This window comes from Hydrogenophaga borbori, assembly GCF_003417535.1.
Lineage (GTDB): Bacteria > Pseudomonadota > Gammaproteobacteria > Burkholderiales > Burkholderiaceae_C > Hydrogenophaga > Hydrogenophaga borbori.
The window spans coordinates 170,562-186,915 of record NZ_QVLS01000003.1; the positions used below are offsets into that span (position 1 = coordinate 170,562).

Here is a 16,354-nt window from a genome sequence, read left to right on the forward strand (position 1 = left end):
ACGTTTTCTTGCATACCCCGACCTTCCCGAAACAGGCAGGAAGGCATACTTGGCCGATGCGACCGCTCCATTCTTTCGCCGCCACGGCCGCCCTGCTCTGCGCCCCCGCCTTCGCCTTCAACGCCTGCCCCGGCTGGGACAACCCCTTGCCCGAAGGCCAGTCGCGCTACGAGCTCTTCGCCTCGCCCTACACCCACCACTGGTCCAACGACCCGGAACACCGCCCGGTGTTCGCCCTGGCGCTGAACCGCCAACTGCCCGACGACCGCTTCTGCGGCCTGTCCTTGTTCCGCAACTCCTTCGGCCAGCCCTCGGCCTACCTCTACGCGGGCAAGCGCTGGAACGACCTCATCGACGGCTGGCCCCAGGTCTACGCGCAGGTGAGCGCCGGCGTCCTCTACGGCTACGTGGGCCAGTACAAGAACAAGGTGCCCGGCAACGTCGGCGGCTTCTCGCCCGCCATCGTCCCGGCCATCGGCTACCGCCTCAACGACAAGGCCGGCCTGGAAGTGCAGATTCTGGGCACCGCGGCCCTGATGTTCGGCTTCACCTGGCGCTATTGACGCACCAGCGGGGCCATGGGCGGCACGGCCATCGCCAGAGCCGCCCCTGCATGAGAAAATCAAGGTTTTTGCCGAACACACGCAGGAACCGCCATGGACGCCGAACAGATCAACGCCATCCGCACGCAACTCGATGACCTGACCACCCGTGTGGTCGAGTTGCGGAGGTATCTTTGACTACGATGCCAAGGCATCGAAGCTGAAAGAAGTCGAATCCGCGCTGGAAGACCCCACCGTCTGGGACAACCCCAAGCGCGCCCAGGACCTGGGCAAGGAAAAGAAGGCCCTGGAAGACGTGGTGCTGGTGCTCGACCGGCTCAGCGTCGAGCTCGCCGACAACACCGAGCTGCATGAGATGTCGGCCGCCGATGACGACCACGCCGGCCTGCAGACCATCGCCAACGAGGCCGCCAAGATCCAGGCCGAGGTGGAGAAGCTCGAATTCCGCCGCATGTTCAACAAGCCGGCGGACCCGCTGAACTGCTTCCTCGACATCCAGGCCGGCGCCGGCGGCACCGAGGCCTGCGACTGGGCCAGCATGCTGCTGCGCCAGTACCTGCGCTACGCCGAGCGCAAGGGCTTCAGCACCACGGTGGAAGACGAGACCCCGGGCGACACCGCCGGCATCAAGAGCGCCACCATCAAGATCGAGGGCGAATACGCCTTCGGCCTGCTGCGCACCGAAACCGGCGTGCACCGGCTGGTGCGCAAGAGCCCCTTCGACAGCTCGGGCGGGCGCCACACCTCGTTCGCCTCGGTGTTCGTCTACCCCGAGATCGATGACTCGATCCAGATCGACATCAACCCCGCCGACGTGCGCGTGGACACCTACCGCGCCAGCGGCGCGGGCGGCCAGCACATCAACAAGACCGATTCGGCCGTGCGCCTGACGCACATGCCCACGGGCATCGTGGTGCAGTGCCAGGACAGCCGCAGCCAGCACAGCAACCGCGACCTGGCCTGGCAGCGGCTGCGCTCGCGCCTGTACGACCACGAGATGCGCAAGCGCATGGAAGAGCAGCAGAAGCTGGAGGACACCAAGACCGACGTCGGCTGGGGCCACCAGATCCGCAGCTACGTGCTGGACAACAGCCGCATCAAGGACCTGCGCACCAACGTCGAGATCTCCGCCACCCAGAAGGTGCTGGACGGCGACCTCGATCCTTTCATCGAAGCCTCGCTCAAACAAGGGGTGTGATCCATGAGTTCCCTGCGTGAAGGCCCCACCACGGTGGTGCGCCGCGAAGACTACGCCCCGCCCGCCTACTGGATCGACACGGTCGAACTCACCTTCGACCTCGACCCGGCCAAGACCCGCGTGCTCAACCGCATGGCGCTGCGCCGCAATCCGGCCGTGCCCGCGCAGCCGCTGCGCCTGGACGGCGAGGAGCTCAACCTCGCGCGCGTGCTGGTCAACGGCGCCGGCTGCTCCTTCAAGATGGACGGTGGCCAGCTGGTGCTGGACAACCTGCCAAGCCTGGAGGAACACGGCGACGCGCCCTTCACGCTGGAGATCTTCACCACCTGCGCGCCCGAGAAGAACAGCCAGCTCATGGGCCTGTACGTGAGCCAGGGCACCTTCTTCACGCAGTGCGAGGCCGAGGGGTTCCGCCGCATCACCTACTTCCTCGACCGGCCCGACGTGATGGCCAGCTACACCGTCACGCTGCGCGCCGACAAGCAGCGCTACCCGGTGCTGCTGTCCAACGGCAACCTGGTCGAGTCGGGTGAACTGGCCGATGGCCGCCACTTCGCCAAGTGGGTCGACCCCCACCGCAAGCCCTGCTACCTGTTCGCCCTGGTGGCGGGCCAGCTCGTGGCGCGCGAGCAGCGCATCGTCTCGCGCGGCGGCCAGGAGCACCTGCTGCAGGTCTACGTGCGCCCCGGCGACATGGACAAGACCGAGCACGCCATGAACTCGCTCATGGCCAGCGTGGCCTGGGACGAGGCCCGCTTCGGCCTGCCGCTGGACCTCGAGCGCTTCATGATCGTGGCCACCAGTGACTTCAACATGGGGGCGATGGAGAACAAGGGCCTCAACATCTTCAACACCAAGTACGTGCTGGCCAACAGCGCCACCGCCACCGACACCGACTTCGCCAACATCGAATCGGTGGTGGGCCACGAGTACTTCCACAACTGGACCGGCAACCGCGTCACCTGCCGCGACTGGTTCCAGCTCTCGCTCAAGGAAGGCCTCACGGTCTTTCGCGACCAGGAGTTCAGCATGGACCTGTGCGCCGAAGCCTCGGCGCGCGCGGTCAAGCGCATCGAGGACGTGCGCGTGCTGCGCACCGCCCAGTTCCCCGAGGACGCGGGCCCCATGGCCCACCCAGTGCGCCCCGACAGCTACGTCGAGATCAACAACTTCTACACCGTCACGGTGTACGAAAAGGGCGCCGAGGTCGTGCGCATGATGCAGACCCTGGTCGGCCGCGAGGGATTTGCGCGTGGCATGAAGCTCTATTTCGAGCGCCACGACGGCCAGGCCGTCACCTGCGACCACTTCGCCCAGGCCCTCGCCGACGCCAACCCCGACAGCGCGCTGGCGCGCCTGCTGGAACCCTTCAAGCGCTGGTACAGCCAAGCCGGCACGCCGCGCGTGCGCGCCGAGGGCCACTACGACGCCGCCGCCCGCCGCTACACGCTGTCGCTCACGCAGCGCTGCGCGCCCACGCCGGGCCAGGCGCTCAAGCAGCCCTTCGTGATCCCGGTGGCGCTGGGTCTGCTGGACGCCGAGGGCCGTGAACTGCCGCTGGCGCCCGAGCAGCGCCTCTTCGTGCTCACCGAGGTCAGCCAGTCGCTGGTATTCGACGGCGTGGACAGCGAGCCCGTGCCCTCGCTGCTGCGCGGCTTCTCGGCGCCCGTGGTGCTGGAATGCGACTACAGCGACGAGCAGTTGCTGATCCTGCTCGCCAACGACAGCGACCCCTTCAACCGCTGGGAAGCCGGCCAGCGCCTGGCGCTGCGCCGCGCGCTCGCGGCCATTGCCGCCCCCGGCGCGGTGGACGCCCCGCTGGACGCCGCCTTCATCGAGGCCATGCGCGCCGTGCTTCGCCACGAACGCCTGGACGCGGCCTTCAAGGAACTGGCCCTCACCCTGCCCAGCGAGACCTACATCGCCGAGCAGCTCGAGGTGGTGGACCCGCAGCGCGTGCACGCGGTGCGCGAGGCCATGCGCGAACAGCTCGCCACGGCCCTGCAGGCCGACTGGGTCTGGGCCTACGAAGCGCACAAGGACAACGGCGCCTACCGGCCCGACCCGCTGAGCGCGGGCCGCCGCGCCCTGGCCGGCCTGGCGCTCGCCATGCTGTGCCTGCAGGCGCGCCGCTCGGGCGACGCCGTCTGGCCCGGCAAGGCCTACCAGCGCTTCAAGGACGCCGGCAACATGACCGACCGCTTCAACGCGCTGTCGGCCCTGGTGGTGGCCGACCACCCGCTGGCGCGCGAAGCGCTCACCCGCTTCCACGCCATGTTCCGCGACGAGGCCCTGGTGCTGGACAAGTGGTTCGCCCTGCAGGCCGGCGCGCCCGACCGCGGCGGCAACGTGCTGCCGGCGGTGAAGCAGCTCATGGCGCACCGCGACTTCAACCCGCGCAACCCCAACCGCGCGCGCAGCGTGATCTTCAGCTACTGCAACGCCAACCCGGGCGCCTTCCACCGCGCCGACGCGGCCGGCTACGTGTTCTGGAGCGAGCGCGTCATCGAGATCGATCGCTTCAACCCGCAGGTGGCCGCGCGCCTGGCGCGCGCGCTGGACCGCTGGAGGAAACTCGCCGAACCCTACCGCGGCGCCGCGCGCGAGGCCATCGCCCGCGTGGCCGCGCAGACCGAGCTGAGCAACGACGTGCGCGAGGTCGTGACCCGCGCCCTGTCTGACGACTGAGAAACCCCCGACCATGAGCCAACGCATCTCCCTCACCCGCTACCTCGTCGAAAAGCAGCGCGTCGACGGCCACATCCCCTCGCAGCTGCGCCTGCTCATCGAGATCGTCGCGCGCGCCTGCAAAAGCATCAGCCATGCGGTGAACAAGGGCGCGCTGGGCGGCGTGCTGGGCACCGCCGGCAGCGAGAACGTGCAGGGCGAGGTCCAGAAGAAGCTGGACATCATCGCCAACGAGGTCCTGATCGAGGCCAACGAATGGGGCGGCCACCTCGCGGCCATGGCCAGCGAGGAAATGGACAGCATCTACGTGGTGCCCAACCGCTACCCGCAGGGCGAGTACCTGCTGCTGTTCGACCCGCTCGACGGCTCGTCGAACATCGACGTCAACGTCAGCATCGGCACCATCTTCAGCGTGCTGAAGATGCCCGAGGACGACCGCGGCGTCGACGAGGGGGACTTCCTGCAGCCCGGCCACCGGCAGGTGGCGGCGGGCTACTGCGTCTACGGCCCGCAGACCACGCTGGTGCTGACCGTGGGCGACGGCGTGGCCATGTTCACGCTGGACCGCGAGCAGGGCTCCTTCGTGCTCACGCAGGAAGACGTGCGCATCCCGGCCGACACCAAGGAGTTCGCCATCAACATGAGCAACATGCGCCACTGGGACGCCCCGGTGAAGCGCTACGTGGACGAATGCCTGCAAGGCAAGGAAGGCCCACGCGGCAAGGACTTCAACATGCGCTGGATCGCCAGCATGGTGGCCGACGTGCACCGCATCCTCACGCGCGGCGGCATCTTCATGTACCCCTGGGACAAGCGCGAGCCCGACAAGCCCGGCAAGCTGCGCCTGATGTACGAGGCCAACCCCATGAGCTGGCTGGTGGAACAGGCCGGCGGCGCCGCCACCAACGGGCGCGAGCGCATCCTGGACATCCAGCCCTCCAAGCTGCACGAGCGCGTCAGCGTGATCCTGGGCAGCAAGAACGAGGTCGAGCGCGTCACCCAATACCACCGCGAGGCCTGAGCCGCCGGCCACGGCCCAGGCCCCGCCCGCTTGGCTATAATGCCGGGCTTCGCCGGTGTAGCTCAGTTGGTAGAGCAGCTCATTCGTAATGAGAAGGTCGGGGGTTCGACTCCTCTCTCCGGCACCACCTTCCCAACCCCCGCGGTCCGTCCGGCCCGCGGGGGTTTTTCATTGGGGCGCGCTGGGCGCCGCAGGCTCAATGGCTGGCGCGCGCCTCGCCACGGGGCTCGCCCTCGCGCGCCAGGCCGGACCTGAGGGTGCCGGCCAGCGCCGCCAGTTCGTCGGCCAGCACGCCCAGCACGTCGTCCATCGACAGCACCCCCACCACCGCCTGGCCGTCGTCGCCGATCACCAGCAAGCGCCGCACGCCGTGCCGGCGCATCGCTTCCACGGCTTCGTGCACCGAGGCCTGGGCCGACACGCCATGCAGGTCGGACGAGCACACGCCGGCCACCACCTGACCGTCGACGGGCCGCTCGCCCGCCAGCACCTGCAGCACCAGGTCGCGGTCGGTGACGACGCCGACGATGCGCCCGGGCTCGAACGGGTCGGTCAGGCCGAGCGCGCCCACGCGCTCGGCCTGCATGGCGCGGGCCGCCTCGCGCACCGAGGCATTGGCGGGAATGGTGACCGGCGCGCGCCGGCAGATATGGGCGATCTTCATGGTGGCTCCAAGGGGTCGGGGACCCATGTCGACCAATGTGGCCCAGGCGGGGGGCACGCATGTTGACGGCCATCAAGCTGGCCACGCGGTGCCCCGCGCGACGTTCCAGCCCGCGGACATGACCTGCGTCAAGCACAGGCGCCGCGCCCCGCGTCATGGTGCGTCCATCCCTGCACCCCATGGAACGAAGACCATGTCCACCGTCCAGCTCAATCTCGACACCGATGATGCCGTCCTGCCGCCCCCGCGCACGGAAGGTGGCGCCACGCTGGCCAGCGCACTGCGGCTGCGCCGCAGCACGCGCGAGTTCCTGCCCGACGCCCTGAGCCTGCAGGAGGTGTCCGACCTGTTGTGGGCCGCGTTCGGCGTGAACCGCCCGCCACGGCAGGGGCGCACCGCGCCCTCGGCCCACGATTGGCAGGAAATCGCGGTGTTCGCCGTGCTGCCGGAAGGGGCCTTCCGCTACGACCCGCAGGCGCACCGGCTGAGCCTGGTCAAGGCCGAGGACCTGCGCGGCTTCACCGGCCTTCAGGCCTTCGCCGCCTCGGCCCCGCTGGACCTGGTCTACGTGGCCGACTTCGCGGCCATGCACGACGTGCGCGCGGACGAACGCCCTTTCCTTGCCGGCGCCGACGCGGGCTGCATCGCGCAGAACGTGTACCTGCACTGCGCGGCCCATGGCCTGGGCACGGTGGTGCGGGCCCTGATCGACCGACGCCGGCTGGCCCAGGCGCTGGGCCTCCAGCCCACCGAGCGCATCGCGCTGGCGCAATCGGTGGGCCGCTGCGCGACGCCCGCGGACACTTGAGCGCGGGCGTCGCGCAGCGCGCGGCTCAGCGCGCGGGACAGGCGGCGCGCGGGGGCGTGCGCAAGGGCGTGCCGCGATCGGCCGCGCGGCGTTCCATGAGGCGGTGGTGTTCCTCCATCAGCTGGCGGCACTCCTCGGGCGTTTTGGCTGCCCGCATTTGCGACCGGTGCTGCGCCCGCTCTTCCTTGCTCATCATCGACCAGCCCGGCGTGTAGCGCGGCCCCACGCGGGCGCCGCTGGGCGGAACACCCGGCCTGGCCGCATTGGGTGCGCCGGGCGGGTAGTTGTCCTCGCCGGGCCGGCTTGTGCTTTGAGCAAAGGCCGCCACAGCGGCGCAGGCCAGCACGGCCGACAGCGTGATCGATCGAAGGGTGGATGTCCGCATGGCAATGGTCCTTGAAGTGAAGAGATGCCCAGCGTAGGAGCGCGCCGCCCGCCGTGGCTTGATGGCCATCAAGTTGCGCGCGACGCGCTCAGGCGCCCCGCACGCATTTGTCGAACAGGTGCGGCGCCCGGCCTTGCGGGTCGTAGCGCGCCTTCAGGCGCTCGTAGCTGTCCATGCCGTACGCGCGGTCGAACACCTCGCGCGTGAAGAAGGTGTCGGAGTACAGGGACTTGATGCCCCCCAGGCGCAGCACCGCGTCTTCGACGCGGCGATTGACGTGGTCGGGCGATTGCCCCGCGCGCACCGGTACCACGTCCCAGAAACCAAAGTTGACGCACAGCCCGTCCGGCAAGGGGTACAGCGGAAAGCGCGGGGGAGCGCTGCCGCGCACCGGGCAGACCCACACCGGCCAGATGCCGACCTCGCTGCGCAGGAACTCCGCGAAGGCCACCGCCCCGGCCAGGGGAATGTCCACGTCCTGCACCACGCTCTCGTGCCGCTGGCCGAGCAGGCGGTCCAGGCGCTGCGCGGCGCGCCAGCGCGCGTTCCAGCGCATCCAGCGCGTGTAGGTGCGCGAATTCAGGTACCGCCGCCCCAGCAGATGGCGCAGCCAGCGGTGCTGCAGGCCGAAGCGGCGCGAGCACCAGAACCAGTCGGTGTCCCAGCGCCACAGGTAGCCGGCGGTGGTCAGCGTGTCTTCCTCGCGCCGGCGCAGCGACTCGTGGTAGATGTCGAGCCAGGTGTAGTCGCTGGCGCGCGCGGCCTCGGGCACGAAGCGCGCCAGGCTGAGCACCTGCTCGCGCGGACCGAACAGCACGCCATCGACGAAGTCGGAGCCCACACCCGCCGGCATGGGCGCGCAGGCCGCGGCCAGGGCGTCGAAGAAGGCCCGCGGGTCGTCGAAGCGCTGGTGGCGCACATGCACGAAGGGCTGCGTGGGCTGGGTGCGCAGCCGGGCGCTCAGCGCATAGCCCAGGGTGCCATAGGCGTTCGGAAAGCCGTGGAAGAGATCGGCGTGCTCGTTGTCGGCCGTGCAGCGCACCACCTCGCCACCGGGCAGCAGCACCTCCAGCGCGCTCATGGTCTCGTGCACGAGGCCGTGGCGGAACGAGGTGGCCTCGATGCCCACGCCCGCGAGCGCCCCACCCACGGTGATGGTCTTGAGCTGCGGCACCACCGCGGGCATGGCCCCGCGCGGCAGGGTCCAGGCCACCAGGTCCTCATAGGTGAGCATGCCCTCGACGTCCACCCAGCCCGCCTGCGTGTCGGCACCCAGCACCTGGTTCAGGCCACTCAGGTCCAGCCGCTGGCGCGCCGCGCGCTGGCGATGGCGGAACAGGTTGGAGGTGCGCTTGTCCAGGGCCAGGGGCTTGCGCGACGGGTCCTGGCGCAGCCGCTCGGCGACCGCGCGGACGCGGGCCGCGTGCGCGCGCTGCGCTTCACGCGCCGCGCGCGCCTGGGGCATCGACGGCGTAGACATGGTCCCGCGTCATGGGGTAGGCGCCGCGGCCCGCATTGCCTTTGCTGAACAGCACCTGGAACAGGTGGGTACACCCGACGGGGGAGCGGAACAGTTCCGCGCAGCCCACGAGGTAGACCGTCCAGATGCGGCGGAAGCGTTCGTCGAAGCGCGTGGGGTCCAGCGCCTGGATCTCGGGCCAGCGCTGCGCGAAGCGCCGCGCCCACTCATCGAGCGTGAGCGCGTAGTGGCGGCGCAGGTTCTCCACATCGAGCACCTCGAGCCCACAGCGCTCCATCTCCTGCATCACCTCGCTGAGCGCGGGAATCCAGCCACCGGGGAAAACGTGCTTGCGGATGAAGGGCTCGGTTTCGCGCGGTCCCACGTGGCCGATGAAGTGCAGCAGGCCGATGCCTCCCGGTCGCAGGCAGTCGGCGTGGGCCTGGATCACCTCGGCCAGCTGGTCGCGGCCGGCGTGTTCCAGCACGCCGATGGACACCAGCTTGTCGAAGCACTCGCCCACGTCGCGGAAATCGGCCTCGCGCACCGACAACGGGGTCGCCAGGCCCTGGCGCTCCAGCGCCTCGCGCAGCCACCGCACCTGGCCGGTGGCGGTGTTGACGCCGGTGCCGATCGCGCCCGTGGTCTCCCAGGCGCGCAGCAAAAAGCCGCCAAAGCCGCAGCCCAGGTCCACGTAGCGCTCGCCACGCGCCAGGCGCAGCTTGCGGCAGACGTGGTCGATCTTGTCGCGCTGCGCCTGCTCCAGCGTCGTGCAGCCCTCGCGCCAGTAGGCGCAGGTGTACATCTTGAGCGGCTCGTCGAGCCAGAGCCGATAGAAGGCCTCGCCCAGGTCGTAGTGCGCGCAGGCGTTGCGCTTGGCCTGGGCGCGGTCGCGGTTGCTCTGCCCGCGCTCGAGCAGGTGGTTCTCCACGCTGTTCACCACCGAGGCCTGCAGGTCGAAGCCGGCGCTCAGGCCCGCGGCCAGGGCCAGGTTCAGGGGCCCGGCCAGATCGACCTGGCCATCGAAGTAGGCCTCGAGCAGGCCCATGTGCCCACGCAGCAGCGTGGCCGCAAGCGCGCCCTCACTTCGAAAGTGCAGGCCGAAGGCGGCCGCGCCCTCCCCCGCCTTCAGGCGCCCGCCGCCGGGCAGCACCACCTCGAAGGCGACACCGGCGCGCCGCGCGAGCTCTTCCAGGAAGGCGGCGACGGGGGCCATGCGCACGCCTCAGGCGGACGCCAGCTCATCGCGCACGCGCTGGTCCAGTTCGAGCGCGCTCACGTGGCTCAGGTCCACGGGCAGGCTGGCCTTGAGCAGGCGGCGCGCGCCATCGCCCAGCGCATCGCGAAGCTCGCCGAGAAAGGGCTTGCCGGAGAACACCACCAGCGCGCCGTAGGCCTGCGACCGCGCGCCGGCCTCCAGGTGCTCGGCGAGTTCGCGCGCGAAGCGCTGATGCTCCTTGCGGTGCGGGTCCAGGCGGGGCTCCAGCGCCACGCCGCCTTGGCCGCGGCGGTCGGCGCGCTCATGGCCCGCGCGGTCGTCACCGAGCTCGCTGGCCTTGAGCCGGCCTTCGGGATGCGAGAAGGTGGCGATCGGCACCAGGGGCAGACCGGGTTCGCGCTGCAGCAGGCGCGCGTGCGTGGCACTGGCCACCAGAATCCATTCGATGCGGGGCATGGCACGGTCCTTTCGGGGAAAAGTGGTCTTGCCAATCACCATAGACCCGCCGCCCGCGGGCGTTGTTGATCCATCGCAAAGCGGTTCCGCGCGCGCCCATGCACAGTGGGGCCATTGTTCAACGTTCCCTGCGGAGACCTGCCATGAACCCGTTCAAGCGAATCCTTGTGCCCGTGGATGGCAGCGAGACCTCCAACAGGGCGCTCGAGGCCGCCATCCAGCTGGCGCGCGCCATGGACGGGCAGATCCGCGTGATGCACGCCATCGATCAGATGATGTACGTGAGCGGCTACGAGGCCACGGTGGATCTGCTCGGCACCGCGCGCACCTGGGCCCGCGAGGCCTTGGACGAGGCGATGGCGACCGTCAAGGCCGCCGGGGTGGCCTGCGATTCGCTGCTCATCGACGAGCTCGGCCCGCGGCTGGGCGAATCGGTGGCGCAGGCGGCGCGCGACTGGCGGGCCGACCTCATCGTGCTGGGCACGCATGGCCGGCGCGGCGTCAACCGCCTGCTGCTGGGCAGCGGCGCCGAGCAGATCATCCGGCTCGCGCCGTCGCCGGTGATGGTCATCCGGCCCACCGACCTGGCCTGAGGTCGCGCCCGGGGCGCCGCCTCAGTGCGACATCAGCACCGGCAGCGTCATGGACCCCAGCACGGTGCGGCTGACCCCGCCCAGCACCCATTCGCGCACGCGCGCGTGGCCGTAGCAACCCATCACCAGCAGGTCGGCCGACAGGTCGCAGACGCGCGACAACAGCACCTCGCCCAGGTCCGCGGGCTCCTGGTCTTCCCGGTGCCATTGCACCGAGACGCCGTGCAGCCTCAGCCAGCCGCGCAGGTCCAGCCGGGGGCCTTGCACCAGCGGCCCCGGTTCGGCGCCCCAGCCCAGCACGTGCACCCGCTCGGCGCGCTGCAGCAGCGGCAGCGCGGCGATCACCGCGCGCATCGCCTCCCGGCCGGGCTTCCAGGCAATGGCAATGCACCGCGGCAAGGCCTCGAACTGGCCGGTGTAGGGCACCACCAGCGCGGGTCGCCCGCTGGCGGCCAGCACCCCTTCGACGAAGTCGGGCGGCACGTCGGGCGCGTGCTGCCTGCCCGGGTCGTGCTGGCCCAGCACCAGCAGGTCGGCGAACAGCGCCTGCTCGGCGAAGCCCTCGATCAGCGGGAACACCGTCAGCTCGCTCCAGGTGGCGGAGCCATCGGGGCGGCGCATGTCGCGCTCGAAGGCCGCGCGCGCCTGCGCGCAGCGCTGCAGTTCGCGCTGCAGCAGGCTGGCCGCGTTCTCGCCGAGTTCGGGGTACGGCATCGCCAGGGGCACCAGGCTCGCGGCGTAGAGCGCGTCCAGCACGGCACCGTGCGCGTGGGCCAGCTGGCGGGCGATGCGCAGGCGCTCCAGGCTGCGTTCGTCCGCGTCCATGTGGACGAGGATCTGTTTGAGGGGCATGGCGACTCCTTGAAGCCGCCCGCAGCTTGCGGCGCGCCCGCGCGCGCCGGCTTGATGCCCGTCAAGAAGCGCGGCGGTGCCGCGTCACAGGCGGCTTTCGAGCTCCTTCAGCCGCTGGCGGATTTCGCCGCGGCGGCCTTCGTCGGCGGCCGCGCGGCCCGCGCGGTCGGGCGCCGCGAGGGCTTTCTCCAGCGCGGCCTTGGCCTGCGGGTAGCGCTTCTTGCGCAGCAGGAAGTCGCCGTAGAAGAAGTTGGGGTCGATGCCGTCGGGGTTGATCGCGAGCGCCTGCTTGAGCAGGACCTCGGCCTTGGCGTCGTCGCCAAAGCCCAGCGGCCAGCCCGGCACCTGGTAGTACAGGCTGCCCAGGCTGGTGTAGGCCGAACCGTCAAGCGCCTTGGGATCGAGCTTGAGCGCCTCTTCCAGCTCGGCCTTGGCCTTCTTCACCAGGTCGAGCGCGCCCAGGCCGCCCTTGGCGCCCGCGTAGGTGCTGAGCACGATGCCGTGCCAGATGCGCAGCTCGGCCGCTGCGGGCTCGGCGGCCACGGCCTGCGCGGCCTGCTGCGCGAGATCGGCGAAGGCGGCTTCGCGCTGCTTGTCGGGCAGCTTGTAGTTCACCTCGGCCCAGCGGGCCTGGATGCCGTCGAGCTGCTGGCGGGCGGCGTCGCCCAGGGCCAGGGCCGGCAGGCTCAGGCCGGCGCCCAAGGCGGCGGCGAGGGTGAGGGCGAGGAGGTGGTGTCGGGTTTTCATGGCGAGGCGGTTCCTTCGGAGGGTTGGCGCGCGAAGCGCTGGATGACGGGCAGCTGCTTGCGCAGTGCGCGGTCCACCAGGCGCGGCAGCAGGCCGTTGAGGCGGACGAAAAACTTCTCGGGGCTGCCCAGGTAGATTTCCTTGCGCCCGTCGCGCAGCGCATCGGCGATGCGGCGCGCCACGGCCTCGGGCGGGTCCATGGCCACCTGCAGCTGCCGGTTCATCTGCACCATGGCGTCGGCGTTCATCGCCGTGCGGGTGGAGCGCGGGGCGGCGTACAGCACGCGCACCGGGCCGTCGGCCAGTTCGCGGCGCAGCGCCTCGGCAAAGCCGCGCAGCGCGAACTTGGTGGCGCTGTAGACCGCCTGGCCCGGGTAGCCGATGGAGCCGAAGATGGACCCGAGGAACACCACCATGGCGTGCGGGCGCTCGCGCAGCAGCGGCAGCATCGCGTGCGTGAGCTGCAGGGTGGCCGTGAGGTTGAGCGCGACCATCTGCTCGATGGCCGCGTCGTCCATGCCGTCGAAGAGGCCGAAGTGGTTGACGCCGGCGGCGTTGACGAGGCCGTCGACGTGGCCGATGTCGCGCGCGGCGTCCACCACGGCCTGGCGCCCGGCGGGCGTGCGCAGGTCGGCCACCACCACGCGCACGCGCTGCGGGTGCCTCTCGGCCAGGGCGTAGAGGGTGTCGGCCTGCCGGCCCGCGACGAGCACCCGCGCGCCGCGCCGGCACAGCTCCTCGACCAGCGCCTGCCCGATGCCGCCACTGGCGCCGGTGATGACCCAGCGGCTCGATGCCAGATTCATGGTGTGGCCTCGCTTTCAGGCGGTGAGCGCGGCCGGCTGCTCAAGCGGGCGCAGCGAGCGGAACAGGTCGCCATAGAGGCGGTAGACAACGCGGGCCGTGTGCAGCACGGCCTGCCGATCGCCCTCGTCGTCAAGGCGGTTGACCAGGCTGGCGAACAGCTGGATGTGGTCGAGGTCCAGCGCACCGTGCGAGCTGAGGTAGCTGAAGGCCTTGCCCGGCAGGCCCAGCGTTTCCTGGATGCGCCCGGCCGCGCGCGAGGCGAGCTGGATGCTGGTGCCTTCGAGCACGTTGACCATGCCGAAGAAGCTCACCGGGTTGTGGCGGGCGATGCGGTCGTACACGTAGCCGACCATGAGCTCCGTGGGCAGCGCGGGCTCGCCGCGGCGCACCGCGTCGGGGTCGCCGCCGCAGGCCGCGATGTCGTTGAGGATCCACTCCTGGTGGCCGTACTCCTCTTCGATGTACTCGGCCACGGCCTGGCGCAGCCATTCCAGCCGGTCGGGCAGGCGCGCGCCGCAGGCCATGAGCAGCGGCACGGTGTGCTTGACGTGGTGGTAGGCCTGGGTCAGGAAGGCGATGTAGTCGGCCGTCGACACACGGCCTTCCATGGCCTGGCCGATGATGGGCGCGCCCAGCAGGTAGGCCCGTTCGCTGGCGGTCTGCGCCTGCAATTGGTCGAAGAAGTTCATGCGATGTCCTTGGGTCGGGAGGTGGGATCGAGCGCGGCCAGCGCCGCGTGGTAGTACGCGCGCAGCGCGTCGCGCCGCAGGCGGCCGTTGCTGGTGGCCAGGCCGTTGTCCGCGCTGAAGGGCTGCGCCGCGCGCCGCCAGTGGTGCGCGCGCGCGTAGTCGGGCAGGGTCTGGTTGACGGCGGCCACGGCGGCGGCCAGCTCGCCGTCGCTCACGCCAGCGTGGCGCGGCACCAGCACGGCCAGGTTCTCGGGCAGGGCCTCGCCGTACAGCCAGGCCTGCGCGATCGGCGCCTGCTGGACCAGCTCAGATTCCACCCATTCGGGGTTGACGTTGCGGCCGTAGGCGGTGATGAACTGGTGCTTCTTGCGCCCGCTCAGCAGCAGATGGCCTTGCTCGTCGAAGCGACCGAGGTCGCCGGTGGCCAGCCATTCGCCGGCCTCGGGCGCTTCGCCCAGGTAGCCCAGGGCGCGCGCGCCCTGCACGAGCACTTCGCCGTCGTCGGCCAGCCGCACGCGCGCGTGCGGCAGCGGCCGGCCCACGGTGCCGATGCGGTTGTCGTTCGGCGTGTTCAAGCACACCACCGAGGCGCACTCCGACAGGCCGTAGCCTTCGAACACCGGCAGGCGCGCGGCCACCGCGCGGCGCAGCAGCGAAGGCGCCACGTGCGCGCCGCCCACGGCGATGAACCGCAGGCTGGGCGGTGGCGTCCAGCCGTGCTCGACCGCGCCCACCAGGGCCTGCAGCAGTTGCGGCAGCAGGATCAGGCTGTGCGGCTGGCTCTCGCCCAGGCGCCCGAGCAGGCGCGGCAGGTCAAGCCCGCTCGCGCCCAGCAGACCGATCTCGGCCATGGGCCGCAGCTCGGTGCTGGCGCCGCCCAGCAGCGGCGCGTACACGCCGGCCACGTTCTCCAGCAGCGTGGCCAGGGGCAGCACGGCCAGGTGCTGGCGCGCGCCGCTGGCCCCCACCACGTCCCAGAGGCTGGCCGCCACGGCGAGCATGGCCGCCGCGTCGAGGCACACGCCCTTGGGCAGGCCGGTGGTGCCCGAGGTGTAGGTGATCTTCACCGTGCCGGGGAACAGCGGCGGCGCGTCGGCCACCGGGCGCTGGCCCAGGCCCGGCGCCACGGGGCGAAAGCCCGCCTCCTGCGACCAGGGGGCCAGCGGACCGATGAGCGTGTCCACCCCCGAGCTGTCGACCACGTGGCGCTGCTGCGCGGGCGAAAAGAAAGCCGGCACGGGCACGCAGACCAGGCCCTCGCTCAGCAGGGCGAGGTCCCAGAGCACCCAGTCGATGCCGTTGTCCAGGCACAGGGCCACGCGGCGCGCGCCGAAGCCGGCCAGCTGGGCGCGGCGCCGCTGCACCTGCCGGACCAGCTCGGCGTAGTCCAGGCGCTGCGCGCCATCGCTGAGCGCCGGTCGATCGCCGTGCGCGAGCAGCGTCTGCCAGAAATGTTCGATGGAAGGGCTGGGCGACATGGCTCACTCCCCGTCCAGCCACCAGCCCGGCGTGGCTGGGTGGCGCGACAGCTGGCGCTGCGCGGGTGGGATTTCGCCGAACACCACCTGCGGCTGCTGGGTGTAATAGCGGCCCCACTGCGGCAAGGCATCGCCCATGCGCGCGGGGTCGGCGGGGGCCAGCACGCGCGGCGCCAGGCCCAGGCGGCGAAAACTGTTCAGCAGGCCACGCGTGCCGGTGAAGGCCACCCACCGGTAGCCCTGTGCGGCCAGCCAATCGGTCAACGCGACGATGAGCAGGCGGGCGCTGCCCGGGCCCTCGGCCGCGAGGTTGCCCACCTCCACCACCTCGTGTCGCGCCACGGGCTCGCCCGTCTCGGCCGCGATCGCGGCCTCGATCGGCACGTCGATGTAGCGCTCCAGGAACAGCGCGCCACCGGCGGCGGGCCGGCAGCCCGCCGCGCCCACGATCGCGTTGTCGGCGTCCATGAGGCCCAGCAGCCCGGGCATGAAGTGCGTGAGCCGCGCCTGGTGTTCCCGCTCGAAGCGGCGCCGGATCAGGTCCAGGCCGTTGTCGCGGGCCGCGCCCACCAGGGGCCGCAGCGACAAGGGCCCGCGTGGCGCGGCGTCCGGTGCGCGGGGCGCGCGACCCGCGCCGAGGCGCGGGTGGGAGGGGGGGGTTCGGGAGTTCATGCGCCGCATGCTCGGGCGCCCCTCTTAGCCCAACATTAATCCGTGAGAACCCTCA

General features: G+C 70.9%; 17 protein-coding genes and 1 tRNA gene. 7 read left to right on the forward strand and 11 right to left on the reverse strand.

The window, feature by feature from the left end; all coding sequences use genetic code 11:
• Positions 1–56: 56 nt before the first annotated feature.
• The 5 genes from DY262_RS06565 to DY262_RS06585 all read left to right on the forward strand — a co-directional run bounded on the left by DY262_RS06565 (position 57) and on the right by DY262_RS06585 (position 5,597).
• Positions 57–563: a hypothetical protein gene (locus tag DY262_RS06565; RefSeq protein WP_116958157.1), complete on the forward strand. Its 507-nt coding sequence runs from the start codon at positions 57–59 to the stop codon at positions 561–563.
• Positions 564–656: 93 nt separating this feature from the next.
• A protein-coding gene (gene prfB / locus DY262_RS06570) for a peptide chain release factor 2 (RefSeq protein WP_116958158.1) occupies positions 657–1,761 on the forward strand; the annotation gives its coding sequence in 2 pieces (ribosomal slippage) (positions 657–737 and positions 739–1,761; 1,104 coding nt in all).
• A 3-nt stretch (positions 1,762–1,764) separates the two neighbouring features.
• Positions 1,765–4,449: an aminopeptidase N gene (gene pepN, locus DY262_RS06575; protein ID WP_116958159.1), complete on the forward strand. Its 2,685-nt coding sequence runs from the start codon at positions 1,765–1,767 to the stop codon at positions 4,447–4,449.
• A 13-nt stretch (positions 4,450–4,462) separates the two neighbouring features.
• Positions 4,463–5,470 (forward strand): class 1 fructose-bisphosphatase, encoded by a 1,008-nt coding sequence (locus DY262_RS06580; protein WP_116958160.1) that lies wholly within the window; start codon positions 4,463–4,465, stop codon positions 5,468–5,470.
• 51 nt (positions 5,471–5,521) lie between these two features.
• Positions 5,522–5,597, forward strand: a tRNA-Thr gene (locus DY262_RS06585).
• A 69-nt stretch (positions 5,598–5,666) separates the two neighbouring features.
• Here the strand turns inward: DY262_RS06585 and DY262_RS06590 are convergent.
• Complete coding sequence (locus tag DY262_RS06590; RefSeq protein WP_181936434.1) at positions 5,667–6,134, reverse strand: CBS domain-containing protein; 468 nt, start codon at positions 6,132–6,134, stop codon at positions 5,667–5,669.
• 193 nt (positions 6,135–6,327) lie between these two features.
• On the opposite strand from DY262_RS06590, the gene DY262_RS06595 reads away from it, so the two are divergent.
• Positions 6,328–6,942, forward strand: coding sequence for a nitroreductase family protein (locus tag DY262_RS06595; RefSeq protein ID WP_116958162.1), 615 nt, complete (start codon positions 6,328–6,330; stop codon positions 6,940–6,942).
• A 25-nt stretch (positions 6,943–6,967) separates the two neighbouring features.
• On the opposite strand, the gene DY262_RS21575 is transcribed toward DY262_RS06595, so the two are convergent.
• The 4 genes from DY262_RS21575 to DY262_RS06610 form a co-directional block, all read right to left on the reverse strand.
• Positions 6,968–7,327, reverse strand: a complete 360-nt coding sequence (locus tag DY262_RS21575) for a hypothetical protein (protein WP_147326187.1) — start codon at positions 7,325–7,327, stop codon at positions 6,968–6,970.
• 88 nt (positions 7,328–7,415) lie between these two features.
• Positions 7,416–8,807, reverse strand: coding sequence for an FAD-binding oxidoreductase (locus DY262_RS06600; protein WP_245980848.1), 1,392 nt, complete (start codon positions 8,805–8,807; stop codon positions 7,416–7,418).
• A complete protein-coding gene (locus DY262_RS06605) occupies positions 8,767–10,002 on the reverse strand; it encodes an SAM-dependent methyltransferase (RefSeq protein ID WP_116958164.1) in 1,236 nt (411 codons plus the stop codon). The genes DY262_RS06600 and DY262_RS06605 overlap by 41 nt, the downstream gene beginning before the upstream one ends.
• A 9-nt stretch (positions 10,003–10,011) precedes the next feature.
• On the reverse strand, positions 10,012–10,461 hold the full coding sequence (locus tag DY262_RS06610) for a host attachment protein (RefSeq protein ID WP_116958165.1): 450 nt from the start codon (positions 10,459–10,461) through the stop codon (positions 10,012–10,014).
• 143 nt (positions 10,462–10,604) lie between these two features.
• Between DY262_RS06610 and DY262_RS06615 the strand changes: the two genes are divergently transcribed.
• A complete protein-coding gene (locus tag DY262_RS06615) occupies positions 10,605–11,054 on the forward strand; it encodes a universal stress protein (RefSeq protein ID WP_116958166.1) in 450 nt (149 codons plus the stop codon).
• A gap of 21 nt (positions 11,055–11,075) precedes the next feature.
• Here the strand turns inward: DY262_RS06615 and DY262_RS06620 are convergent, their stop codons facing one another.
• From DY262_RS06620 to DY262_RS06645, 6 genes are all read right to left on the reverse strand, one after another.
• Positions 11,076–11,906 carry a universal stress protein gene (locus tag DY262_RS06620; RefSeq protein ID WP_116958167.1) on the reverse strand — a complete coding sequence of 277 codons (831 nt, stop codon included), beginning with the start codon at positions 11,904–11,906 and terminating at the stop codon, positions 11,076–11,078.
• 84 nt (positions 11,907–11,990) lie between these two features.
• Complete coding sequence (locus DY262_RS06625; RefSeq protein WP_116958168.1) at positions 11,991–12,653, reverse strand: tetratricopeptide repeat protein; 663 nt, start codon at positions 12,651–12,653, stop codon at positions 11,991–11,993.
• A complete protein-coding gene (locus tag DY262_RS06630) occupies positions 12,650–13,459 on the reverse strand; it encodes an SDR family oxidoreductase (RefSeq protein WP_116958169.1) in 810 nt (269 codons plus the stop codon). The genes DY262_RS06625 and DY262_RS06630 overlap by 4 nt, the downstream gene beginning before the upstream one ends.
• 15 nt (positions 13,460–13,474) lie before the next feature.
• Positions 13,475–14,149, reverse strand: a complete 675-nt coding sequence (locus DY262_RS06635) for an iron-containing redox enzyme family protein (RefSeq protein WP_116958170.1) — start codon at positions 14,147–14,149, stop codon at positions 13,475–13,477.
• Positions 14,146–15,627: an AMP-binding protein gene (locus DY262_RS06640; protein ID WP_116958171.1), complete on the reverse strand. Its 1,482-nt coding sequence runs from the start codon at positions 15,625–15,627 to the stop codon at positions 14,146–14,148. Before DY262_RS06640 ends, DY262_RS06635 begins: the two co-directional genes overlap by 4 nt.
• Before the next feature lie 3 nt (positions 15,628–15,630).
• Positions 15,631–16,299 carry a thermostable hemolysin gene (locus tag DY262_RS06645; protein WP_116958518.1) on the reverse strand — a complete coding sequence of 223 codons (669 nt, stop codon included), beginning with the start codon at positions 16,297–16,299 and terminating at the stop codon, positions 15,631–15,633.
• Between the last annotated feature and the right edge of the window lie 55 nt (positions 16,300–16,354).